The sequence below is a fragment of the Hyphomicrobium sp. LHD-15 genome, assembly GCF_031157355.1.
Lineage (GTDB): Bacteria > Pseudomonadota > Alphaproteobacteria > Rhizobiales > Hyphomicrobiaceae > Hyphomicrobium_C.
Genome location: NZ_JAVIFT010000003.1, coordinates 297972 through 321682 on the forward strand (window position 1 = coordinate 297972; position 23711 = coordinate 321682).

Here is a 23711-nt window from a genome sequence, read left to right on the forward strand (position 1 = left end):
CCACACGTTTGCGGCGTACCCTAGAGTGCTTCCGGAAAAGTGGGAACCGGTTTTTCCTCCGTACGGTGCTACCACCCGAACGCCCGAGAATACGCCCAGGATCTCCTGGCCCTAACTCCCTAAAACTTCACGATCATTACACAAATGTAAACGGATCGGGGGCGGGCAACTCCAGCGAACCTCTTGGTCGAGCGCCCCCGTGCCTCCATGTGTCGAATAAGGCGGCAAGCTGGCCGCATCCATGAGCAGCAAACGGAAGGCCGCATGAACCAGCGAGGTCGGCCATGGCACATGAGAACACTTCAAAGGCGGCCCTATCGGCAGCTTGCCTGTTTCTGATCAGCGCAACGAGCGCAGCCTGGGCACATGGCGCGAGCGGCGCGGCACCCGCACACGTCTCGTCCTCACCCCTCACCGGAGCACACACGCACGCGGGGATGTCGGCACCGCTCTCGAAATCTGCTGCCCCCACATCCCCCGGCACTGTGCACGGCGGATCGGGGCGCGCCCAAACCACCACACCGAACACCGCGACCGACCCATTTCCGACGCCCCCGCCGTCGTTCGCAGCAAGCTGCGAGAACGAGGTCGGTGCCAACTGTGAAGCCCGGATGGAAGCCCAGTTCAGAGCATCGGGCGGCGATCTAGCCGCGCCATGGACCGCACCCACGCCGACCGCCGTTCCGCCGACGCCCGCTTCTCCCGCGATCGCGGAACCACAAACCAACAGCGATCCTTTGATTGAAGAAAGCGGCGGCGCGAGCCCACCGACGACCGAAGGCGGCGGCCCCACGCTCGCCGACTGCATGGCCCTGTGGGAACCCGACGTCCACATGACGAAAGCATTGTGGCGGACGGTCTGCGGCCGCACGCTAAACGGCATCGACATGCCCTCGACAGGACTCGGGCTGCCCGAACCTAATCGCACGCGCCATCATGCCCGCGCGAGCAGCGACACTCTCTATTGAGCTCCGCCGCTTCGGCGCCTGTCAGTTCATGTGCCAGCCGTGGCTCACGATGATACTTTCGCCGGTAAGCGCATTGGTCTTGAACGCCGCCAGCACAAGCGCCACTTCGGCGATGTCCTCGACCATCGTGAACTCCTTGTCGACGGTCTCGCCCAGCATCACTTCTTTGATCACCCGCTCTTCCGTGATGCCGAGTTCCTTCGCCTGCTCGGGGATCTGCTTGTCGACAAGCGGCGTGCGCACGAAGCCGGGGCAGATCACATTGGCGCGCACGCCGTGCTTGGCACCCTCTTTCGCCATCGTACGGGCAAGCCCGAGAATGCCGTGCTTGGCCGCCACGTACGCTGATTTCAACGGCGACGCCTCGTGGCTATGTACCGAGCCCATGTAGATCAGCGCGCCCGAGCCCTGCTTGTACATGTGCTTGACGCAGGCCTTGGTGGTGAGAAACGCGCCGTCCAGATGGATCGCCATCAGCTTCTTCCAATCGGCGTAGGGAAAGTCCTCGATCGGATGCACGATCTGAATTCCCGCGTTCGAGACCAGGATATCCACCGTGCCGAACGCCTGCACCGTCTTCTCGACGCCGGCATTCACCTGGTCCTCGTTCGCGACGTCCATCGCAACCGCGATCGCGGTTTTGGCATCGCCTAATTCCTTAGCCGCTGCCGTCGCCGCATCTAGGTTGAGGTCGGCGATCGCGACCCGCCCGCCTGCCGCCACATAGCGCTTTGCAATGGCGTGCCCAATTCCGCTCGCCGCTCCGGTGACGAGAGCCACTTTGCCGTCAAGCTTCATGACGCCGTTTCCTTTCCAGGTTTGAGATAGTCGTAGACGACCTTGCCGAGACCGAGCGTGAGATCCGCGAGGATGTGCGTCGCCGACAGGATTTCACGCACCGGCAGATCGGCAACCGGCGCCAGCGCATGCGGGCGCAGATCGAGCGCTGCTGGCCCCGACCACGCGCCTTTCACGGTCACGTCTTCGAGCCGGTAGTCGACGAGTTCGAGGATGCGCGCCGTGCCGTCAACGTGCGGAATGATCTTGAGAAGATAGTTCGGAACCGCGAGCGACGCGGCCACCTCCTTGAGATCGAGCGCCTTGTGCTTGAAGCCCATCGTGCCCGTTGCCACCCGCAGCGGCCCGTAGTCGAGCGTCCCGATCAGCGTATCCTTGTCGGCCGAAAGCGAAGGTTGCGCGTATTTCTTCGGAAACCCCCAGAGCTCCCGCCCGCCGTAGATCGGTGGCCCGTCGTTGAGGAACATGGCGAGCGTATAGCCGCCCTTCTTGCCGTTGAAGCTGACGGGAATGACCTGGCCGGATTCCGTATAATCTCCGAAGCCGGTCGAGTTCGGCATGCGTATGAATTCGTATTTGACGATCGGGTCGTCGAACGTCAGCGGCTCGGGCACCACCGCTTCGAGTGCGGCGCGATCGGTCCGGTAGGTGATGATCAGGTACTCGCGATCGACGAAGCGATAGGGGCCGGGCGGGAACGCGGGGCTGGTCAGCGGCATCGCGAAAGCGCGCTTACGAACGTCGGCGATCTTCATGGCGTCACCTGCTTCGGGTTGCTCGGCTAGGGATCGAGTTCCTTGGTGAGATCGAGCACCGCGACACCGGTCGTCGGCCGCTCTCGATTTATCCATGCGGGATGGCGAAGCGTCCGTTCCACGTCATCCCGTCCGTCGCGCCAATGCTCCTCGACGGTGTAGCGCGAGAATTCGTAGTCGTTGGATTGGGTGGAATAGGCGGCCCGCCGATGAATGAGATGCACGATGGTGATCGCCGCGCTGCAACCGAGGGACGAAAGAAGGTGCCAGTCGAGGCTCTCCTTGAACTCGGCCGGCATCCGGGATTCGAGGCGCCTAATCGCCCGCCGCATCGTCTGCAGCTCGCGGAACACGTCGGTGTTGAGGCGCGTGCGGCTCGAATAGCGGATGTCCTTCTCGCGCTGCGTAATGTCGAACAGCGTCTCCGGCATCGGCCCCTTGGCGCTGAACAGGTCGAGCTGAAACACGCACATGTCGGTTCTAGGCCCGCCGCCGTCGAGCACGTACTGTAGCGGCGTATTGGAAACGAGCCCGCCGTCCCAGTAGGCTTCCCCATCGATGATCACCGGCGGAAATCCCGGCGGCAACGCGCCGCTCGCCATGATGTGCTCGGGGCCGACGACCTCGTTGGCGGTGTCGAAGTACTTCATGTTGCCGGTACGGACTTGAACTGCCCCAACGCTGAGCCGCACAGCTCCGGAGTTGAGATAGTCGAAGTCGACGAGATCCGTCAGCGTCGCCTGCAAGGGATTGGTGTCATAGAAGCTGATCGCCTCCACCGTCCCGTGCGGATTGAGCAACGGCGGCAGCAGACGCGGCTCGAAGAAGCCCGGCACCCCCAGCGTCGCGACGAATGCCGCGCTGATTTCATTGAAGAGCTTCCGCGAGTTGGTGTCGCTGGCGACCGGCTCCAGCAGAAGGCGGCTCGAAACCATGTCCCAGAACTTGCGCAATCGCGCGACGCGCCGTTCGGGCGGATTGCCCGCGATGATTGAGGCATTGATAGCTCCGATCGAGATCCCAGCGACCCAATCGGGCGCACAGCCGGCCTCGGCAAGCGCTCCATAAGCTCCAGCCTGATAGGAGCCGAGCGCTCCCCCACCCTGAAGCACGAGCACCTTCTTCTCCTGGCCTGCGCTCGTTGCCATCGTTGCTCTCAATCCAGGCACGCATTCGGGCACGTCGACTGGGCAACATGTAGAAGTTTCATGCCCGTCTGCAAGATGGCGCACCGCCTCACCCGATCGTCGGACCGATGCGATGAAGGTTAAGACTTCCTTCCGATGATCGCTTCGGATCCATCAGGCAGATCGCGTGGATCACGTCAAAACGGATTCACGTAATTCAAGATCGCCTGCATCCGCAGCATCACGCGGCGAATGACGTGGCTCGCCTTGACGTGCTCGGTGAAGATCGCAGCCACGCCCGTGGCACCCGCCGGCAGTCGTTTCGCGAGATCCGCGTCATCGAGCTTTAGCCGTATGACGAACGGCGCGGACTGCACCTCTGTCGGCATCACCGCCAGCCCCGACGGCTTGACCTGACCCGTGGCGACAGCTTGCAGCACCGTCTCGACACGGCCGGTGAAGATCTTGCCCGGCAGGTATTTGAATGTCAGCTCGACAGGCTGGCCTGCCTCCACATAGCGCGCATTGATCTGCGGGATCTCGGCCGCAATGATGGTCTCGGAGGTATCGATGAAGGCCATCACCGGCGAAAGCGGGAGCGACGCGACGCGCGCCCCTTTCCGGAGCGCGAGATTGGTGACGTATCCGTCGCTCGGCGCCCGCACCACGGTCTTTTCGAGATTCCACTTCGCGCCATCCAGCTGCGCTTTGAGCTGCTCGACCTCCGCTTCTCGCTGCTGCACGTCGAACGCGCGGCCCGCGTCTCCGCGCTGCAGCTGGGTCATCTGGCCGTAGCGCAGCTCGGCAAACTTGAGCTGGGATTCGAGCGCGTCAACCTGTGCCTGGTAAGTCGTCGGGTCGATGCGGAACAGCACATCATCGGCCTTGAGCGGAAGGTTCGGCTGAACCGGCACCTCCAGGACCTCGCCGGACACATCCGGCACGATCTGCACCGAATGGCGTCCGACCAACAGCGAGCCGGAAGGCGCGCCCCACCCCATCGGAATGAACAGGCCGACCATCAGCGCCAGCAGCACGATGAGCGGCGACACCTTCCAGAACAGGTTGAACGGAACGATCTTGAACCAGACCAGGAGAAACAGGATCAGCAGGTAGACGTTGAATAGGAAGACGATCACGGCGCGCCCTCCCGCCGCGATGGCGCCGGCGCATCAACGAACGCCCAGATCAGCGAGAGCGGCCACAGGACGAACCCGCAGATGAGCGTCACCCATCCCGCGACTTCGACGGCCGTGGCCCAAGGATGATTACGCGACTTCGCGATGTGCCCGGGAGCCATCCCCATCGCCGCGAAGATCGCGACGGCGAACACCGCCAGGAACACAAGGATGAACCACGCGAAGACATCGAGAAAGGACACGCCTTACCTCCCCTCGCCGCTGCTGGCGCCTTCCGCCGCCCGATCGGCGAGCGTCATGGGCTGAGGCTCGGGGAAGCTCCAGCTTCCATTCAGGATCTCGGCGCGCGGACGATAGAGACGCACCGTGTAGTTCCAGCCCGGCATCGTCGGCAGGCAGTTCGCAATCTTGCCGTCGCAGCCGCCGAACTGGATGGCGATCGTCCCATCCGCATTCCGTTTGGCCGTGAGGTTGTTGAGCGTGTAGGCATCGTAGGGATTCTTCTCGTAGTACCCTTTGGCGTTGTAGAGGCTGATCGACCAGAAGCCGTCGACGGGCACGTCCTTGACCGTCAGCTTGTAAACCGTGGTGCCGTCATTCTGCGTCGGCGTGATGTTGAGATAGGTCGCGTCCTTGTCGGGGTTACCGCCCCAGGCGGAAGCGCTTCCCACCAGGTGCCGGATCGGATCCACCTGATCCTTCGCGCCGAACGCTTTCTTGAAGTCCGGCATCGTCGAGCCGAGAATGAGCAGCGCGTCGCGCACCCGCTTCTGGCTGACAGGATCCCAGTTCGGCACCTCGAACGCACCGGGGCGCGCCTGCGTGACCACAATGTTGTCCTGCAGCGCGTGCACCTTCTCGAGGTCCGCCGGATCGCTCGGATTGACCAACGTCCGGAACGCCGTCACGACATAGCGTGTCCCGACGTTGTTTTTGTCGAACGTATGAGTGCCGGCGCCGTAGTACACACCGACCACATAGTGGTCCTCGTTGATCACTTGCATCGACATGAACCGCCCGCCCGCTTCGGGCAGCGTGATCGTCACCGGTCCCGCATCGAGGTCGAACACTCCTCCGGAATAGAGCGTGTCGCGGTTGAGCCGTATGACGGTCTGGTTGTCGATCGACGCCGGCTCGCGGTTGTGACCGATCTTGCCGAAGCCGTAGTCCTTGATGACCCCGCCAAGATAAAGGTCGGACTCGGCGCGGACGAAGTTGTCGACCGTAACCGGCTGGAACGCATTCGATGGCTGCTGCCCGGCACTGGCCAGGCCGGCAATCAGGCTAAGAAACAAGGTGGCACAGGCTACTGGATACGTACGCATCACACACTCCTGTCTCGTGTCTCGGATTTCCAAAACACGCTCCGACGGTTTTCACGCCGCCTTCTTCGGCTTGGCCGCCGTCTCCTGCTCCGGCCTGAGCTCGATCGTGACCTTTTCGATTTTTCCGGTGAAGGCGAACGGCAGCGTGTAGGTGAAGTCGATCGGTGAGCCGATATCCATTCCGATATCGAGCCCCTCGCCGAGGGAGAACTGGATCGGAATCGTCCGCTCAAGTCTGCCCTTGGCAATCGTCTTGCCGTTGGCGCTGAGAGTGATCAGGCCGCCTTTGCCCATGCCGCCGCCGTCATAGGCGAAATCGACGGAGAGCGTCGCCTTCCCTGGCGTCAGCGGCTTCTCGGCTTGGAACGTCGTCCGCTCGACACTGAGGAAGTTGTAGACGAAGACCGGCTTGCCTGCCCGGAGATAGAGGCCGTAGCCGCCTTCGAGCCCGCCATGGGTGACGATCATCCCCTCGGCCTTGCCGTCGGGCACCTCGATCTCCGCCGTGATCGTCCACGACTTGTTGCACATCGGCGGAGAAGCCGCGTCGGGCAGGCCGACGGTTCCGGGATAGTAGGTCATCGTCGTGCGATGGCCGATGAGGCTCGGCCGCCCCATCGCCTCCGCGTTCATGCGGATGGTACCGCGCCAATCCAGCGGCAGCACCTGGTACTTCGCCGCTTCGACCCACCACATGTCCTGAAGCTGGCGCAGCTTCTCCGGATATTTCTTGGCGAGATCGTTCGCCTGCGAGAAGTCTTCATCGATCTTGTAGAGTTCCCAGGGCGCCTTGTCCGGGTCCCAGTCCTGCCGGTTCGGATCCCACGGCACGAACGAAGGCGACGAGGCCATCCATCCGTCGTGATAGAGGCCGCGGTTGCATGCAAGCTCGAAATACTGCGTCTTGCGCTTGCTCTCGGCTTTCGCATCATCGAACGTGAACGCGAAGCTCACGCCCTCGATCGGCTTTTGCGGCACGCCGTTGAGTTCGGTCGGCGCCGTGATGCCGCACACTTCGTAGATCGTCGGAACGATATCGATCGTATGCAGGAACTGCGTCCGCAATCCCCCTTTGTCTTTGATGCGCTGCGGCCACGAGATGATCATCGGGTTGCGCGTGCCGCCAAAGTGGCTTGCCACCTGCTTGGTCCATTGGAACGGCGTGTTCATCGCGTGCGCCCAGGCAGACGGAAAATGATTGAAGTGCTTCGGGCCGCCCAGTTCGTCGATGACCTTGATGTTGTCCTGCCACTTCTCGGCAAATCCGTTGAAGAACATGTTCTCGCAGAGCGACCCCTCGAGACCGCCTTCCGCGCTCGCGCCGTTGTCACCGGCGATATAGATGATGAGCGTGTTATCGGCGTCCGGCAGCTGCTTGCAGGCTTCGACGACGCGGCCGAGCTCGTAGTCGCAGTGCGCGGCGTAGCCGGCGAAAACTTCCATCATCCGGGCGTAAAGCCGCTTCTGATCGGCATTGAGCGAGTCCCAGGACGGCAGCCCCTTGGAACGCGTCGTCAGCTTGGTGTCCTTGGGCACGACGCCGAGCTTCTTTTGCCGCGCCAGCGTCTCCTCGCGATAGGCATCCCAACCACTGTCGAACTTGCCCTTGAACTTCGCGACCCAATCCTCTGGCGTGTGATGCGGCGCATGCGTCGCGCCTGTCGCAACGTAAAGGAAATACGGACGGTCCGGAGAGATGCTCTTGACCTGCCTCACCCACGCGATGGACTTGTCCGCCAGATCCGTCGTCAGGTGGTAGTTCGGATCCGTCGAGGCCGGAACGAGATCCCGGTTCTGATACAGGATCGGATTCCAGTGGTTCATGTCTCCGGCATTGAAGCCGTAGAAATAGTCGAACCCGAGCCCGTTGGCCCAGCGGTCGAATGGCCCTGCCGCGCTCGTCTCCCATGGCGGCGTGTTGTGGTTCTTGCCGATCCACGCCGTCATATATCCGTTCTGCCGCAGAACCTCTCCCATGGTGCCGCAGCTCCGCGGTAGGATGCAGGTATAGCCGTCGTATCCGGTCGCGAGTTCCGTGATACCGGCAAACGAAGCGGAATGGTGATTGCGCCCGGTAATCAGGGCCGCGCGCGTCGGACTGCAGAGCGCTGTGGTGTGGAAATGGTTGTAGCGCAAGCCCTCCGCCGCCAGCTTGTCCATCGTCGGAGAGGGAATACCCCCGCCGAATGTTCCGAACTGTCCGAAGCCGCAATCGTCGATCAGGATCAGAACAACGTTGGGAGCGCCTTTGGGCGCCATGACCGGCTTCGGAAACTGCGCCGGATCGGAGTCGAGATAGGTGCGCCCGATCTCGCCGGGAAAACGAAAATCGGCGCGTGGAAGAACTTCCGGAGTACCTGACTGTGTTGTTGTCGCGGATGGTGAAGCAGCGTTTTTCGTCTTCATGGCAACATCCTCGCTTTGAGCGCACCTCGATCGGAAATCACTGACGTCCTTCTGTCCCGGCACCCGCGCCGACGACGGCGCCATCTCCACGCATAACGGGCGGAGGCACCCATTTTCCGGTCAACGCATCAGACTTCGGCCCGTAAAGCCGCATCGTCAGCGTGAACGGACCTTTCGGCGCCGGCAGCCAGTTGGCCTCCTTCTCCGCGCCTGGGCTTTCGTTCTGGAAGTAGAGATCGAGTGACCCATCCCCATTGGTCTCGAACGGCATCCAGCTCGAAACCGCAAAGCGATTGAGCTTGTTCGCGACCTGGAATCCGTCCGGGTCGTACAACGTGATCGACCAGAACGCGCTCACGGGAGGCAGGGTCTCTTTGTCGAAGTGAAGCGTGTAGGTGCTGGCGCCATCGAGCGGCTTGCCGTCCTCATCGCCGAGGTTGAGCGGATAGATCGCATCCTCCGGAAGATTGGCGCCCAACCCGACCTGAGCTACGATGGCGCGCTTCAGATAGTAGTTTCCGTAGACGCCCATGGTGTCGGTGTTCAGCGACCAGCCGTTGGAGACGCGGGCCAGCGTTGGAACCTTCCACGCCATCAACGCGCGGGCATCCGTCGCGGCATTCTCGAGGACGTCCTTGACACCGGGATCGAGTGCGTCGACATCGAAAGTTTTGCCGGGCTCGATACCGATGCGCTGCATGAGTGCGACAATCGGCTGGTCGGTGACATGCGGCGGATGAAGCTTCAGCAGCTCAGCGGCGTAGGCGAAATATTTCACCGCCGGCATGGTGTCGACTTGCACTTTCGGCGGCGTCTTCATGTCGACCGACGGGTCGATTTGTACCGCGACGGGCTTCGGCGTCTTGCCCCACTCCGATAGAGGCGTGATCCTGTAGCCCGCCTGAATCTTGTGAACGGCCTCGTAGTCCGCAGGACCATCCGTCTTGGTCCGGCCAATGATCCACACGTAGGGTGTCGGCGCATCGATCCGCGCGAAGCCGGCCGGCACTGTTCCGCTCCAACCCGGCGGCGCAATCAGGAAGTTTCCGGCCTGGGTTCCGGTCGTCCGCGACCCGGGCGAGGCGAAGACATCGCTCCACATGTCGAGCATCGGCAGGAGGTAGAAGCGCCCGCTCGTATCCGGCGCCGAGACGACCAGAGGCCCTGTCGTGAGATCGAGCCAGGCAGAGGAATAGAGCGTGTCGAAGTTGGGGCGCACCACCGCCTTCATATCGGCGGACGGAAACGCCTGAACATTGACGAAGGTATTCTCTGGGCCGCCGAATTCGGATTTCCCGGCTTCGATATTGGTCAGTTGGCGGCGTGTCACGTCCATAGTGACGAGAGGATAAAAGTAGACGTAGGCCTCTTGCGCAATAGCGCGCGCTTCCTCGGTCGAGAGGCTCTCGGCGCGCGGCGTTTCCGGCAGTGCGAAAGCTGCAAAACTGGCCGCTGCAATCAGGGCCGGCCAGCATGTCCTGCTCGTGGGTGCGTATTTCATTGGATGTTCCTCCACTACTCCTTGTCCGGCAACACCGTTTGCCGGTTTATGCCGATCGCGGCCCGGTGCTTCGCTGCCGCCCCGTCGTGCGCCGTGTCGAGCCTGCCGATAAGAGACGCGCGGTCGCAGGCCACCCGCGCGCGACGTTGTCGTGACACACGCGCCCCATGAACCGCGCGCCTCGGCCCGCCGCCGTGTACGAACGCGACCAACCAAACAACGACGGCCTCCAGAAGCTTGCCGGACACCGCGCCATCGCATAGCCCCGCCCTACGACGCAGGTGCCGGCGCAAATTTGCGCAGGCGAAGCGAGAGCGAGATCGTCAGGAGACCGTAGAGGATTGCGAACGCGCCGATCACGAGCACCATCGCCAGCGCGCCGGCGCCCGGCCAGGCCAGCAGCAGAAGTCCGAACGCGACCGACAGCACGCCGGATGCGATCAACAGCCACTCGTCATCGATCTCCTTGCGCAACCGGATCGCGCCAACGATCTGCATGATGCCGGTCGCGATCGACCAAGCCGCGATGAACACCAGCAGCACCATGGCGGTCATGCCCGGCCACATCAGCGTCAGCACGCCGGCGCAGAGACCGAGGATACCGATCACCCCAAGCCACCAGCGCGGCGCTTGCGAATCCCCTCTGTCGCCGGTGATGGCGGCCAGCAGCGCGAAGCCCCCGTCCACCAACGCGAAAATTCCGTACAGAAGAATGAGCGTCACCAGCGTCACGCCCGGCCAGACGAACGTCAGCACGCCAAAGATGACAGAACAGATCCCCTTCAAGAGAAGGAGCCACCAGTTTTTTGCGAGGCCCGCGAGAAGTGGCCGCGAGATGAGGTCTCCGGGATAGATCGCGACGTTCGGCATTTGAAGTCTCCTTTTCACCAACAGTGTTGCATCAGGCCGCCGCCGGAGCGGGATCGCGTCTTTCGCGATTCCGCTCCCTCACTTCGGCCATGTCTCGTTCGAGGAAGTAGTTGAGAGCCGTGCGGATAGCAGCGATCGCGCCGACCCGGATGACCGCATCCCATCCGGAGGTGATCGACGTCTCGATAATGTCGGCCGCGAGCTGGAAGGTGAGGCCGGCAACGAGCCAGCGCGCATAACGCAGCCACACATCCCGCCGCTCGTGTCCGGTGCGCGACGACAGCATGAGAACGAAGCCGGATACGAACGCTTCCACCGTTCCGGCCACGATGATGATCAGCGCCATCGTGTCGATGACGAGAATGGCCGCCCGTGAAATTTCGACCAGCCACGCCTCCATGGGTCGCTCCTCACGCTGCCGCCGACGGGCGCACGCGCCGATCGGCGAAAACGGTATTCCAGTCCCGCCGCATGCTGACGCACGTGATGCCGTAGTCGTCTGCGTGGTCGAGCGCTTCGGCGAGAGGACTGATCTTGAATGCGCGGTCGTAGGCGAACTCGCGTTCCGGGTCGTCGTGATGAAGCAGCAGGGCAAGCCGAGGCCCACGCCCTTCCCTCGTGTAACGAAGCATCGCCAGATCGCCGTCCGAGTTTCCGAACGCAAGGATCGGGCGGCGGCCGATATGAAGCCCGATGTTCTCGACCTTCGCCTCCCGGTCGTCGAAGCTTCCAAGATCCGCGACCTTGAGAAGATCGATGCGGCCGTCGCGAACCTCGGCCTTCAGCTTCGCGCTCGAGCCGATCACCTGTTCGGGCGGAATGCCGTAAGCTTCGGCGGCGAAGGCGCGGATAAAATCGACCCCGCCTCCCGACACGACATAGATCTTGAACCCGTTGTCCCGCAGATAGCCGATGAGCTCGATCTGCGGTCGATAGGTGAGTTGGGTGAACAAGGCGCCTAGCTGCGGATGCTTTGCCGAAGCGAACCAGCCCTGCGCAATGGTCGCGAACTCCCGCTCCGTCATACCGGCGTGGGTCGCGAACATCAGCTCTTGCAAGGCCTGCTTGCCAAGCTCGTGCAGCGTCTTGTGATCACCTTCGATGAAAGCCTTGAACGGCTGGCGCTCCTTGAGCGACGGATCCTTCAGCGCCAATTGCTTGACCCGGTCCGACAGAAAGAAGCCCTGCACCGGCATCGGCTGCTCGCACCAGAGCGTGCCGTCGTTGTCGAACACCGCGATCCGATCTGCCGCCGGGACGAATTCGGCGCTACCAGGTAGCGCCACTTTGTCCACGAACGAGAGAATGGCGGACTTGACCGGCCCGGTATTCCAACCACTTAGCGGATCAGGCATGAACAATCTCCCTGTTGATACGCGGTTGCACACCCCGGCCGCACGCGGCCAAATTCCCTGGGAGCTGCGACCAAATTAGCCTTGGATGGAGTTTCGCCCCATGCGAGCTTGAAGAGGCACTTGAGAATTCTCGGGGGAAGATCCGATGCCTCTTGATGGAGCGTTTCGCGGCGAGGAGCCGCGTGGGCCATGGTGCGCGAGCTGCAAGGCGCCGATCACGAGCAGCCAGCGCAGCGTGCGCGTCCACTTCGACAACGACCCGCATGGGTTTCGCGGGCTGACAGGCGAATACCATGAGGCGTGCGGCAAGCCGTTTCAGTCGCTCGCGCACGTCGTGAGCCTGAACTGGTTCGGCCGGTTTTAGCTGGATCATGTGATCCTCCCAAACGAGAACGGGCAGCGGTCCAACCCGCTGCCCGCCCATGTGGTCAACCGCCACCTGCCGCCGTTTCTTTCATCTTCTCCATTGCGTCACTGATCGTGAAGCTGTTCGGCTTCTGGATCGGCGGGAAGTCCTTGAAGGTGTCCGCCCACTTCGCTGCGATCAGGTTGATCGTTAGGACGATGTAGTCGCGGCGCATGAACCATTCCCAATAGGTATTCGACGTGGTGTCCGCGAACTCATAGGGGTCCGTTCGCAGATTATAGAGTTTGGGAAGCCGAAGCCGAGTGAAGGGCTCTGCCCAGACCTGCAGCGTGCCCTTGCAGCGCTGTTCCATGAACACGCATTTCCAGTTGTCGTAACGCAGCGCCATGATGTCCCCATCATCGCTGATATAGACGAACAGCTTCCGCGGGCTCTCCTTCTCCTTACCCGTCAGGTAGGACAGCAGATTGTAGCCGTCGATGTGGTTTTTGTAGGTACGGCCGCAAGCCTGATAGCCCTTCTTTGCTTTTTCCACGATGTCCGGTTCGCCGGCCATGGCGAGGAACGTCGGGAACCAGTCGTGGTGCTGGATAATCTCCTTTGAAATCTGCCCAGGCTTGATCTTGCCCGGCCACCGCACCAGCAGGGGTATGCGGAACGCGCCTTCCCAATTCGTGTTCTTCTCGCTGCGGAACGGCGTCGTACCGCCATCCGGCCAGGTGTTGCGGTGCGGCCCGTTGTCGGTCGAATACTGGACAAACGTGTCGTCGGCGATGCCGAGTTCGTCGAGGAAATCCAGCATTTCTCCGACGTTCTTGTCGTGATCGATCATGGTGTCGTGATAGGGCGACTGCCAGCGGCCCGCCTGGCCCAAGCTGTCTTTCTTGGTATGCGTGTAAAGATGCATGTGTGTCGTGTTGAGCCACACAAACCACGGTTTGCCGTCTGCTTCGCACCGCTTGATGAAATCCTTGGCAGCCGCAACGAATTCGTCGTCGCAGGTTTCCATGCGTTTGCGATTAAGCGGACCGGTGTCCTGGATTTTCTGCTTGCCGACCTTGCCCCACCTCGGCTCTTCAGTCGGATCGTCCTTATCGGTTGCCCAAGAGTGAATGACGCCGCGCGGTCCGAGGTTCTTGCGATAGTTCGGGAAGTCCTTCTCCGGCGGATAGTCATACATCTCCGGCTCTTCCTCGGCGTTGAGGTGGTAGAGGTTGCCGAAGAACTCGTCGAAGCCGTGATTAGTCGGCAGCATATGGTTCAAGTCGCCGAGATGGTTCTTGCCGAACTGGCCAGTCGCGTAGCCCTGGTTCTTCAATGCGCCGGCGATAGTCATAGCCTTTTCGGTCATGCCGACCGGAGCGCCGGGAATGCCGACCTTGGACAAGCCGGTGCGCAGCACGCTTTGCCCGGTGATGAAGGAAGAACGTCCTGCCGTGCAGGATTGCTCGCCGTAGCTATCGGTGAACATCATCCCTTCTTTGGCGAGGCGATCGATGTTGGGCGTCTGATAGCCCATCACACCATGCGAATAACAACTGAGGTTCGATATGCCGATATCGTCGCCCCAGATGACGAGAATATTCGGCTTGCCTGGCTTCCCGTTCTTTTCATTTCCACTTTTCGGCGATTTGGCCATGGGAGACTCCTGCTCATATCGTTGCCGTCCCCCCCCGTTAAAGTGCTGTCCCCGAGTTCGCTCCCCTATCGACTAGGCATGATTGGCTCTCCTCTTTTCTCAGCCGAACGGGCCGACACGAAACATCATGCTGACGATGGCAACCACGCCGATGAGCAGCAGGATGATCGCGGTGATAAGGGTAAGAGAGACCGGAAATTGGCTTTGCCCATGCACGATCCCTTCCACGATCATCTCGTCGCGCTGCTCGCGCAAATGCGTCATGAACTGCACGTGATAGATGATGCCGCCGATCAGCATCAGGATGCCGAGAGCCACCAGCGTGACGCCGAAATTACGCGCAGACCCCGCGTGCGTGATGACGCTGTGATCGCGCAATTTCTCGAACACCTGAAAGATCGTGAAACCGAACGAGATCAGCGACAGCGAGGTGCGGATCACCGACATCAACGTCCGATCCGCACTCATGCGCGTACGCTGGAAGCTCATGCCCGTGCGCCGCGACGACAGCTCCACCGAGATCTGGTCTGGGTCCGATGCGCGCGATATACGCGTGCCCTGCTCCGTGTCTCTGGTCATGGCGTCGATCCTCCGGATGAGGGAAAAAGCCATACGCGCGCGATGCGGGCCACGGGGCCTCGGAGCAGAAGATAAGGAACGAACGCCAGCGTGAGCGCGATAAGCAGCGCTTCCATCGGATAGAACGTTCCGAACACCTTGAGCTGATAGATGAGATCCATGCCGATACCGATGAGGATGATCCGCGCGGTCGCATTCAACCCCTCGCTGATCCGCTCGCCCCGTTTCCCGGACTGCGTCAGCACTGTCCAGAAATAGGGCGAGCGACCGAGCCGCGCGTCCTTCACGCCGTCATGCAGCGCTGCCACGGCGGCCATTGCCGGCTGCAGGAAGAAGCGAAACGTCATCGGTCCGCTGGCGCGCCCGGTTAGATGCTCCCACTGACGTTGCAGGCTCTCCGTCGAGATACCGTAGACAAGCGCACCCACCACAACGAAAATTGCGGCCAAGCAGCCGACAATCACCGTGAGCCTGCTGGCTCGTTGTGGCTCGTTCGTCGTCACGCGTGCCTCCCGCACGGTTGAACTCTCGGAGCCTTGGGACTACCGCGGCAAAGCGGATCCCCAGTTCGCAAGATGGCGCCTCGACAAGTGGGATGGGGGCGGACGCACGCCGGCCCACCCGCCGGCGTGCCGAGTGTACGAAGCAACGCGATCTTCCAATCCATAGCCCCCGCCGCTCACCAGACGCAGATCGGCGTCAGTGACGTCGTACCGGTTCGGCCGAACCGTCTCATGCTTGCGCAGCACGCAACGGAAGCCGACGTGGTTGGTCGATGTATCGACGGGCTCGGGATGGCGCGCAGCTGGCCGGTAGCGGCGGCAATAGTTGGGCGCGCACAGGTGCGAGCCTCCCTTGAGCACCTTGCGGGGAATACGGATCTGCGGCTGGCAGGGATCGTAGCTCTGCTCCTCGCGCGGCCCGCGCGGGTTCTCTGGAATGCAACACGCCTTGGCCGCGTCCGCCGGATGCTTGGGCACATACCAGTCGGACGTCCACTCCCATACGTTTCCGATCATGTCGAAGATACCGTAGCCATTCGGTGGAAACGCCCGGACGGGAGACGTGCGCAGATAGCCGTCGAGCTTCAGGTTTTCATGCGGGAACTCGCCTTGCCAGGTGTTCGCCATCGGTTGGCCGCCTGGCATGAGCTCGTCGCCCCAGGCAAACTCGGCGCCGTCAAGTCCGCCGCGCGCCGCAAACTCCCATTCGGCTTCGGTCGGCAGCGATTTTCCCGCCCACGCCGCGTAGGCTTCGGCATCCTTGTAGGCCACGTGCACGACAGGGTGGTCATCGAGCCCCTTGATCCAGCTCCCACGGCCATTGGGATGACGCCAGTTGGCACCGAAGCGAAACTCCCACCACTGCCCCCAGTCCTTGAGGTTCACGGCGCCGTCGGGCGGGTTGAACACCAGCGATCCGGGCTTGAGCATGTGAGGCAGTGCGCCGGGATAATCTTCGGCTTTCGGCGCGATCTCAGCGAAGGTGACGTACCCGGTCTCGTCCACGAAGCGGCGAAACTCCGCGTTCGTCACAGGCGCCGCATCGATCCAGAACGCGTCGACCGTCACCCGGTGAACCGGCGCCTCCTCCGGATAGTGCTTGTCGGACCCCATGGCGAACGTACCGCCGGGAAGAAACCTCATATCGTTAAAAACGTCGTTTCGCTTTGTAGCAATGCCCCACGAAACGGCAGCATCGATCGAATCTCTTGCCATTTCACTCTCCATGGACCAGCAAGAAAAATGACGTTCAAAAAAACAACGACCGATTGATTAGTCAGAACTCAGAATGGCAATTGCCCCCGCAGAGCGAAAGCGAACGACAAACTTGAACTTAAAATCCCATTTATACGTCGTTCCGCTCATGCAGCGTTTCTCTCATCCCATCATGTAGAGAAAAGCCAACCCAAGCACTGCGATCGGCCCCACCGCTGCAAGACAGATGGAAACCGCCATCGTCTTGAGGGCGTGCACGCGCGCGGGCTCGCCTGTGCTCGTCAGGGCAACGGTTTCGGGCTCACTGCGAGGAATTGGTTTCGATACGCCGATAGGGCGTTGAAATGCGCGTCTTTCGCGGAAAAACGATGAGCGGGATGGAAGAGTGAGCTGCGGAGACACCTCGCAACTCATGGGCACGCATTCCACGCGGGCACCGACCCGCTCGGGAATGGAAGAAATTTGAACAGCACACATTTGCCAGCTCCAATTCGCTGGTTTGCGTAGCTGCGGCCCCGTCTAATCCATGTGAAGCTGAGGCTGTAAGTATATTAAGTCAACAAAAATTTGTGCGCATACGCCGAAAGTCAGAAACGGATTTAATCGCGCAGAACTCAATTCATTAATCTCAATGGATGTGCCCGCACTGCAACAAATAGAGCGAAAGAATCTTGTATGCTCTCTCGGTGCGAATTTTTGGCGACGAGCGATCGTTGCTCTTTAGGCATTGATAAGAGTTGCAACACAACGCGTTCGCCGGTCAAAACGGGGCGCCGATGCAGAATTCGCCGGAATTTCTCTCGACACCGAACATCCTTGCTGCGCCGCACGCGCCGTCACGCGCCATACACACGCGCAAGCTCGCGAAAAATGAGCCCACACCGGCCCTCTCCCTAATCAACGTTCCGTTTCAGGACGAACCGAAACCAGTCCATCGATCGGGAGAAATCTCCATGCTGAAATCGCTGAGATCGAGTCTGGCTCTCACATTGATCGCCGCGTGCGCCGGCGCTTCGGGCTCACAAACGGCTTTTGCTGCAGAAAACGCTGCTGGCATTTATCTTCTCGGCGCAAAAACCGCGATGGCGGGCTACGTGCCCCCGCCGGGCACCTATGTCACCGACGTCAACTACTACTATTCCGGCAGCGCCGGCGGACAGGCCGCCGTCGGCATCGCGCTTCGCCAAACCGGCGCACTGCTCGACATCCAGGCCGACGTCAGCATCGACGCGCAGGCCTACATCAATGCGCCGATCGCGCTGTGGATCGCGCCTGAGAAAGTCCTTGGAGGCAACGTCGGCTTCGGCGTCATGGTCCCCGTCGGCCGCAAGAAGGTCGAGATCGGCCTCGACACGTTTGCGCAAATCACGCTGCCGAACGGCACCGTCATCGACGCAAACCGCAGCTTCGATTTCGACGACGCCTCGACCAAGTTCGGCGATCCGCTCCTCAACGCGCTCCTCGGCTGGCACCAGGGGAATTGGCATTGGACGGTCGGTGCCCTCCTCAACGTGCCGATCGGCCAATGGGACACCGACAGCATCACCAATCTTTCATTCAATCACTGGGGTCTCGATACCACTGCCGCCGTAACCTGGCTCGATCCCGCCAAGGGCCACGAGATCTCCGTAGCCGCAGGCTTCACGTTCAACTGGGAGAACCCGGCGACAGACTATCGGACGGGAACCGAGTTCCACGTCGAATGGGCGCTGATCCAGCACCTCTCGAAGACGTTCACGATCGGCATTTCCGGCTACCACTATCAGCAAGTCACCGGCGACAGCGGCTCAGGCGCGAGGCTCGGCGACTTCGAAGGTCGTGTGACCGCCATCGGTCCGGTCATGACCTACACCTTCGAGTGCGGAAAAATCCCGGTCACGACCCAGCTCGAATGGATGCACGAGTTCGATGTCAAAAACCGCGCCGAGGGCGACATGGGCCTGCTCAACATCTCGATACCCCTGTCGATCGGTCATTGATCACCCTTCAGCCCAATTGGCCCGAAGCGCAGTCGCCCCGCAAAAGTCGCGCGGCCGCTCCTAATAATCCTCTCCGGCTCCTGCTTGGTGACCGAGAGCCACCGTCGCCCTGACGGGAAATCTGGCCGCACCCCTTGCAGGCCTCGGCGCCGATCCGCGGCCTGCCGCACTTTTGTTGCACCGCGAGCTGCCTAAAACGAATTTTGCCATCTTTTGGCCCGACGTTTCCGGGCTATGCTCCGCCGACCAACAAAGGCCATCGGGGGCTCGATTGCTTCACGCGCGCCAAGCCGCTGCCGCTATCACGGCCCTCCTTCTTCTGGCCGCGGGGAGCGCTTTCGTCTCCATCGATACCGCGCAAGCCAAAGATCCCTCCGACGGCTGCGAGCTGGCGGCCGATCTCGCCGTTCTGTCCGCTCCCCTTGCGCCATGGAAAGGCGCGCCATTGCGCGTGCTGGTCGCAACCGACAAGGCGCACAAGGGTGAGCTGTCGCTGATCGCACCGGACGGAACCGTCGCCGCCAAATCGACCGAACAACTCGGTGGCCCACCCTATTCTTGGATCGTCGAGGTCGCGCAGCCCGCCGCCGGAAAATGGAAAGCAACCCTCACCCGCGAACAGGCTCCCACGGAATGCCGCGCGATCACCCGCGAGATCGAAGTGCGCCGCACGCAAGCCGCCGCGCCGCGCCAGGCAGCCGGAAGCGTGTGGCCGATCCGCCTGGCCTGGAACCGCACGACGGAGAACCTCTACTCCGCATGGATCGAGAAACTGTTCGACGCGCCGGTCGAGCAGGCGCTGTCATGGCCCGCCCTGCATGACGTTCTCCGCGATCGCTCGCGCAATCTCCTGTTCAACTATCTCGGCCTGCGCGAGGACGAGAAGGGGCTGATCATCCGCCCCGATTGCGCTGACCTCCCCTATTTCCTCCGCGCCTACTTCTCATTCAAGATGGGTCTGCCGTTCGGATACACGAAGTGCACCCGTGGCAGCGGCGGCAAGGCGCCCAAGTGCACCCAATGGTGGAATATCCAGAAGGAGGAGCCACCGCCCGCGCCGCCTCCGCAGGAAGTCGCCTCCGGCGGTGGACTGTTCGGGATCTTCGATGCACCGGCCGCCCCGCCCTCCGCGCTCAAACTTCCGCCTAAGCCGCAAGGCCTCGTACCGGGCTTCGGCTACTACCTGCGCACCACCGTCGCCAACGCCGTCCATTCCGGCAACGGACGCACAGCGGCCGATGACGACGACACGGATTACTATCCCGTGCCGCTCACGCAGGACGCCCTCCGCCCCGGCACGGTCTACGCCGATCCCTACGGGCACCTGCTCGTCCTGACCCGGCGCATAGCCCAGACCGAAGCCGGCGCTGGCGTCTTCCTCGCCGTCGACGGGCAGCCGGACGGCACCGTGGCGCGCAAACGCTTCTGGCGCGGCAATTTCCTGTTCGCGCAGGACCCGGCACTCGGCAGTCCTGGCTTCAAGCGCTTCCGGCCTGTCTTGCGTGAAAAGGGCAGCCTGCGGCGCCTCGCCAACGCCGAGATCGCGCGGCATCCCGAGTACGGCGATTTCTCGCTCGATCAATCGAAGCTCGGCATGGAGGAGTTCTACGACCGGATGGACGAGGTGATGTCGCCGGCGCCGCTCGATCCCGAACGCGCGATCAAAGAGGCGATCACCTCACTCGAGGAGCAGGTCAACACCCGCGTCAACTCGGTCGAGAACGGACGCAAATATCAGGTTGGCAGCGGCGCCGAGGTTGCGATCCCGGATGGCGCGTCGATCTTCGAGACAACAGGCGCCTGGGAGGATTTCGCAACCCCCTCGCGCGATCTGCGCCTCCTCATCGCCATCGACGTCGTCCGCGGTTTCCCGGATCGCGTCGCCCGGCGCTCCGAGCGCTATGCGATGCCTAAGGACAAGAGCGTCGCCGACGTGAAAGCCCAGCTCGAAGGCGTGCTCGCCAGCGAGCTCGCCGCGCGCAAGTTCTCCTACACACGCACCGACGGCTCCGCATGGACGCTGACCCTCAAGGACGTCACCGACCGCACCGAAACTTTGGAGATGGCCTACAACGTCAACGATTGCGTCGAGCTTCGCTGGGGCGCTCCGGCCAGCACCGACGAGAGCGCAACTTGCAAGCGGCGCGCATCCGCCGCCCAGCGCGCTAAAATGGACGGCGACTATCGCGTTTGGTTCCGCGAGCGGCGCCGCCCGCCACGCCCCTAGACCATGATTGTCCCACCAAGAACAAACATTGTCGCGGTTCTGTTCGCTGTCCGCGCGGACATTACGACGGCGCCATTTGCAAGCCCCCGTGCACATATGCGCCGTCTGTAAGCCTTCCTACGCGACGCTCCCAACTTCAATATTTGATCTGGAATCCGACGCTCATCGTTCGCCCCGGCGCGTTGTAAGCGGCCGTGGCAGGCACATAGTTGATGTCCATCAGGTTGTTGACCGCGAAGCGCAACGCCGTGTGCTCGCTGAAAGCAAACGATCCGTAGAGATCGATCAGGCTGTAGGCCTTTGAGTTTTCGGAAATCACCAGATCGCCGCCGACATTCAGATCGACCGTATTTACGTTGGTCGGCCCCATGCGGGTGTAGCGCGCTCCAAGCACCAACCGTTCGTCGAGCAAACGCACGCCGCCGTCCAGCGTCAGCTTGTACTCCGGCGGCACCGCGCCGGGCACGGCGATAACCTGCCCGTCTGTCGTTACTACGCCGTTGGAGAAGATGTCCGTTCGCTTCGGCCATTCCGTATCGAGCAGGCTCAAGCCTGCACCGATCCAGGCGACACGGAAATCATAGTTGGCTTCAATTTCGACGCCGCGCATGGTGGTCACGTCGTCGAGATTGACGAAGCTGGTGTAGGTCTTGTCTGGCGACGTCGCTTCGGCCGTGGCGATCCGCCCGAGCACGATAAAGTCGTCGATCTCGCGGTGGAAGGCGACCGCTTTCATGCGGAAGCTGTCCGTCTCAGTCAGCAAACCGTCGCGAATGATGTTGGCACCGATCTCCCACGTGCGAGCCTGCTCTGCCTGGAGTTGGACATTGGGTGCGAACGCTTGTGGGAGGTCGTTGCCGGGCAGGCTGCCGGTGAAGAAGGCATCCAGCACGCCCGGCGGGCGATAGCTGTGCCCATAGCTGACGAAGGGCCGGAACCATTCAACGGGCTTGAACTCCACCATCGCCGACGGCAGCCACGCGCTGTCTGTGCGGTCTATTTCGAGGGTGTGGCCGACGTCTTGCTGGGGCGTTGATAACTCGTCGATAGAAGTGCCCGCATTATAGAATTTCCCGGCATAGATCTCACCGCATCGCGTTTTGAAAATGTTGATCAAGGGGGGAGGCACACTGCTCAAGATTGCGGGGTTGTATACGACGAGATAGTCATAGTAGCTGCCCAGGCATTTGGCGTTCGTGAATGTAGCAGGCCGACGTTCGTAGTATGTGGGCGATCCTTTCAGCCTGGACCAGTCGTAGCGGATACCGCCGGAGATCGTGACCCAGCTAGCAGGCTTGATCTCGCCATTGAAGAATGTGCTCGCCACGTCGCGTTCACCTTCCGGGGTAAAGGACAAGAATGCGCTTTCCCAGGTGGGATTCTGCGTGATGAGCGGACTCCAGGCAGACGCAGTCCCCTTGTCGCGAAATGCCTCGACACCATAATTGAGCTTGAGCGCACCTACAGCCGTATCCAGGCGACTCGTATTCTCCAGCACGCCGCCGAAACTCAGAAAGCCGCTGTCGATCTCCGTCTCGGGATAAAATCCGGTACGCGCGGCGCGCAACTCAATCAAGTTGGTGTCGCTGAGCCAGAGGCTAGCATTTACGTCGATCAGCGGGTTGTCCGGGTTCCAGGACGCCTTCGCGGTGACGCTGTCGTTGCTCGCGTCCTCGTCGTTCGTATAAACATTGGCCCCATACTGGAACTCATTCTCCTGATGCATCCAGGAGAGCGACGTCTTGACGTCTCCGAATGCCCCCTCCAGCTTGAGGAACGACGACCACGCATCGCGTCCCTTGAACGAGCCCGAAGACGCAACCTCGCCGCCATTTTGGCCCGGCTTGTACTCGCCAAGCTCGGTCTTGCTCACGCCCATAGTCAGCGACAAAGCCTCGCCGATGCGCGTCGCCATGAGCGCCGAGCCCTGGAAGTTGTACTCGTTGGTGCCGCGCGTGATGTCTGCTTCCATGCCCCAGGTGTCGCCTGCCGGGATCAAATCGTCAGCGCCGACCGTGCGGAAGTTCACGCCGCCACCGAGAGACGCGGCGCTGCCGGCCTTCGCATCCGGGTTCTTGCTGATGTCGACCTCGCGCACAAATGCGCTGTCGACGTAAGCTTGGCCGGAGTTAGATTGATAACCGCTCGCCCCGGAACCAAACCCGCGCTGTGCGTTCTGGCGCGCGCCGTCAATGGAGACCACGATGCGCCCCGAATCCTGAAGACCGCGGATGTTCGGAGAAATGGTCGGGAAGCTGCCGTTGCCTTCGCCGGCATACACGCCCGGTGCCGTGGTGATGGCATCGCGCGTATTGCGCGCGGGTACGTTCTTGAGGGCCTCCCGCGTGACCACACCGGCCGAAGATGGCGTCTCGTACACCCAGTCCGGCGTGCCCTGAAAGCCGGCGCCGGATGCACTGCCGCCAACGTCGATCGTGTCGAGGGCGATCGCGCCGGGAAGTGTCGCCGCGCCATCGTTGGCACCGGCGCCTGGGCCCGCCACGTGCACAGTACTGCCGCTGACGCTGTAAGTTAGACCCGTTCCGGAGAGAAGCTGCTGAAGAGCTGTCTCTGGGCTGTGCGAGCCCGTGACTCCCGGTGACACCACGCTACCCGGCACGCTGCCCCCAGCCAATACGCTGAGGCCCGTCACACGTGAGAACGCCGCCAAAGCTGATCCGAGCGGCTGGCTTGGAATCTTGAAGCTGTAGTGTTTGTTCGCGGCACTCTGGTTTGTCGGCGTGCTTGTCTGAGCCAGAGCCGATGCAGACATCGCCGGCGCGACGGCCGCCAGCGCCACCGTAGCGAGCAGCTGCGCCCGCCGAGTCCGCACAGTTCGCACAAAATTCTTCGGTCCCTGCCGACCGTACGCCCACTCGATCATTACGCACTCACCCCTACTCGTGGCCAAGGCATGTCTTGGCTCCCCGAGGAATAAGACAACTCAGCCGATCGGAT

General features: G+C 61.8%; 19 protein-coding genes and 1 pseudogene. 4 read left to right on the forward strand and 16 right to left on the reverse strand.

Translation table 11 applies throughout. The features are described from left to right. The first annotated feature begins 284 nt into the window (after positions 1-284). Entirely contained in the window at positions 285-968 is a 684-nt protein-coding gene (locus tag RCO24_RS13425) for a hypothetical protein (protein WP_308962772.1), read from the forward strand. A gap of 21 nt (positions 969-989) precedes the next feature. Here the strand turns inward: RCO24_RS13425 and RCO24_RS13430 are convergent, their stop codons facing one another. The 11 genes from RCO24_RS13430 to RCO24_RS13480 all read right to left on the reverse strand — a co-directional run bounded on the left by RCO24_RS13430 (position 990) and on the right by RCO24_RS13480 (position 12244). Then, positions 990-1766: a 3-hydroxybutyrate dehydrogenase gene (locus tag RCO24_RS13430; protein ID WP_308962774.1), complete on the reverse strand. Its 777-nt coding sequence runs from the start codon at positions 1764-1766 to the stop codon at positions 990-992. Then, positions 1763-2521, reverse strand: coding sequence for an acetoacetate decarboxylase (locus RCO24_RS13435; protein WP_308962775.1), 759 nt, complete (start codon positions 2519-2521; stop codon positions 1763-1765). Before RCO24_RS13435 ends, RCO24_RS13430 begins: the two co-directional genes overlap by 4 nt. Before the next feature lie 26 nt (positions 2522-2547). Further along, entirely contained in the window at positions 2548-3669 is a 1122-nt protein-coding gene (locus tag RCO24_RS13440; RefSeq protein ID WP_308962776.1) for a patatin-like phospholipase family protein, read from the reverse strand. Positions 3670-3845: 176 nt separating this feature from the next. Further along, positions 3846-4787 carry an efflux RND transporter periplasmic adaptor subunit gene (locus RCO24_RS13445; RefSeq protein ID WP_308962777.1) on the reverse strand — a complete coding sequence of 314 codons (942 nt, stop codon included), beginning with the start codon at positions 4785-4787 and terminating at the stop codon, positions 3846-3848. Further along, positions 4784-5029, reverse strand: coding sequence for a DUF3302 domain-containing protein (locus tag RCO24_RS13450; protein ID WP_308962778.1), 246 nt, complete (start codon positions 5027-5029; stop codon positions 4784-4786). Before RCO24_RS13450 ends, RCO24_RS13445 begins: the two co-directional genes overlap by 4 nt. A gap of 3 nt (positions 5030-5032) precedes the next feature. Beyond that, a complete protein-coding gene (locus RCO24_RS13455) occupies positions 5033-6112 on the reverse strand; it encodes a DUF1254 domain-containing protein (protein WP_308962779.1) in 1080 nt (359 codons plus the stop codon). A 51-nt stretch (positions 6113-6163) separates the two neighbouring features. After that, positions 6164-8518, reverse strand: a complete 2355-nt coding sequence (locus tag RCO24_RS13460; protein ID WP_308962780.1) for an arylsulfatase — start codon at positions 8516-8518, stop codon at positions 6164-6166. Positions 8519-8555: 37 nt separating this feature from the next. Beyond that, the gene (locus tag RCO24_RS13465) at positions 8556-10019 is read right to left on the reverse strand and encodes a DUF1254 domain-containing protein (RefSeq protein WP_308962782.1); all 1464 of its coding nucleotides are present in this window, start codon (positions 10017-10019) and stop codon (positions 8556-8558) included. A 270-nt stretch (positions 10020-10289) separates the two neighbouring features. Next, positions 10290-10889: an HdeD family acid-resistance protein gene (locus RCO24_RS13470; protein ID WP_308962784.1), complete on the reverse strand. Its 600-nt coding sequence runs from the start codon at positions 10887-10889 to the stop codon at positions 10290-10292. Between the two features lie 31 nt (positions 10890-10920). Beyond that, positions 10921-11289 carry a DUF1622 domain-containing protein gene (locus RCO24_RS13475; protein WP_308962786.1) on the reverse strand — a complete coding sequence of 123 codons (369 nt, stop codon included), beginning with the start codon at positions 11287-11289 and terminating at the stop codon, positions 10921-10923. A 10-nt stretch (positions 11290-11299) separates the two neighbouring features. Beyond that, positions 11300-12244 (reverse strand): HAD family hydrolase, encoded by a 945-nt coding sequence (locus RCO24_RS13480; RefSeq protein ID WP_308962788.1) that lies wholly within the window; start codon positions 12242-12244, stop codon positions 11300-11302. A gap of 145 nt (positions 12245-12389) precedes the next feature. Here RCO24_RS13480 and RCO24_RS13485 point away from each other — a divergent pair, with 145 nt between their 5' ends. Next, positions 12390-12608 (forward strand): hypothetical protein, encoded by a 219-nt coding sequence (locus RCO24_RS13485; RefSeq protein ID WP_308962789.1) that lies wholly within the window; start codon positions 12390-12392, stop codon positions 12606-12608. A 64-nt stretch (positions 12609-12672) separates the two neighbouring features. Here the strand turns inward: RCO24_RS13485 and RCO24_RS13490 are convergent, their stop codons facing one another. The 4 genes and pseudogenes from RCO24_RS13490 to RCO24_RS13505 form a co-directional block, all read right to left on the reverse strand. Continuing rightward, positions 12673-14250: an arylsulfatase gene (locus RCO24_RS13490; RefSeq protein WP_308962790.1), complete on the reverse strand. Its 1578-nt coding sequence runs from the start codon at positions 14248-14250 to the stop codon at positions 12673-12675. A 99-nt stretch (positions 14251-14349) separates the two neighbouring features. Continuing rightward, the gene (locus RCO24_RS13495; RefSeq protein ID WP_308962791.1) at positions 14350-14829 is read right to left on the reverse strand and encodes a DUF202 domain-containing protein; all 480 of its coding nucleotides are present in this window, start codon (positions 14827-14829) and stop codon (positions 14350-14352) included. Further along, a complete protein-coding gene (locus tag RCO24_RS13500; protein ID WP_308962793.1) occupies positions 14826-15332 on the reverse strand; it encodes a hypothetical protein in 507 nt (168 codons plus the stop codon). Before RCO24_RS13500 ends, RCO24_RS13495 begins: the two co-directional genes overlap by 4 nt. 234 nt (positions 15333-15566) lie before the next feature. Further along, a pseudogene (locus RCO24_RS13505) lies at positions 15567-16475 on the reverse strand (formylglycine-generating enzyme family protein); the annotation flags it as partial. Between the two features lie 1025 nt (positions 16476-17500). On the opposite strand from RCO24_RS13505, the gene RCO24_RS13510 reads away from it, so the two are divergent. Together RCO24_RS13510 and RCO24_RS13515 are read left to right on the forward strand one after the other, a co-directional pair. Continuing rightward, entirely contained in the window at positions 17501-18526 is a 1026-nt protein-coding gene (locus RCO24_RS13510) for a transporter (RefSeq protein WP_308962794.1), read from the forward strand. 271 nt (positions 18527-18797) lie between these two features. Next, entirely contained in the window at positions 18798-20753 is a 1956-nt protein-coding gene (locus tag RCO24_RS13515; RefSeq protein WP_308962796.1) for a hypothetical protein, read from the forward strand. 136 nt (positions 20754-20889) lie between these two features. Here RCO24_RS13515 and RCO24_RS13520 read toward each other — a convergent pair whose 3' ends face one another. Next, complete coding sequence (locus RCO24_RS13520; RefSeq protein ID WP_308962797.1) at positions 20890-23553, reverse strand: TonB-dependent receptor domain-containing protein; 2664 nt, start codon at positions 23551-23553, stop codon at positions 20890-20892. Positions 23554-23711: the final 158 nt, after the last annotated feature.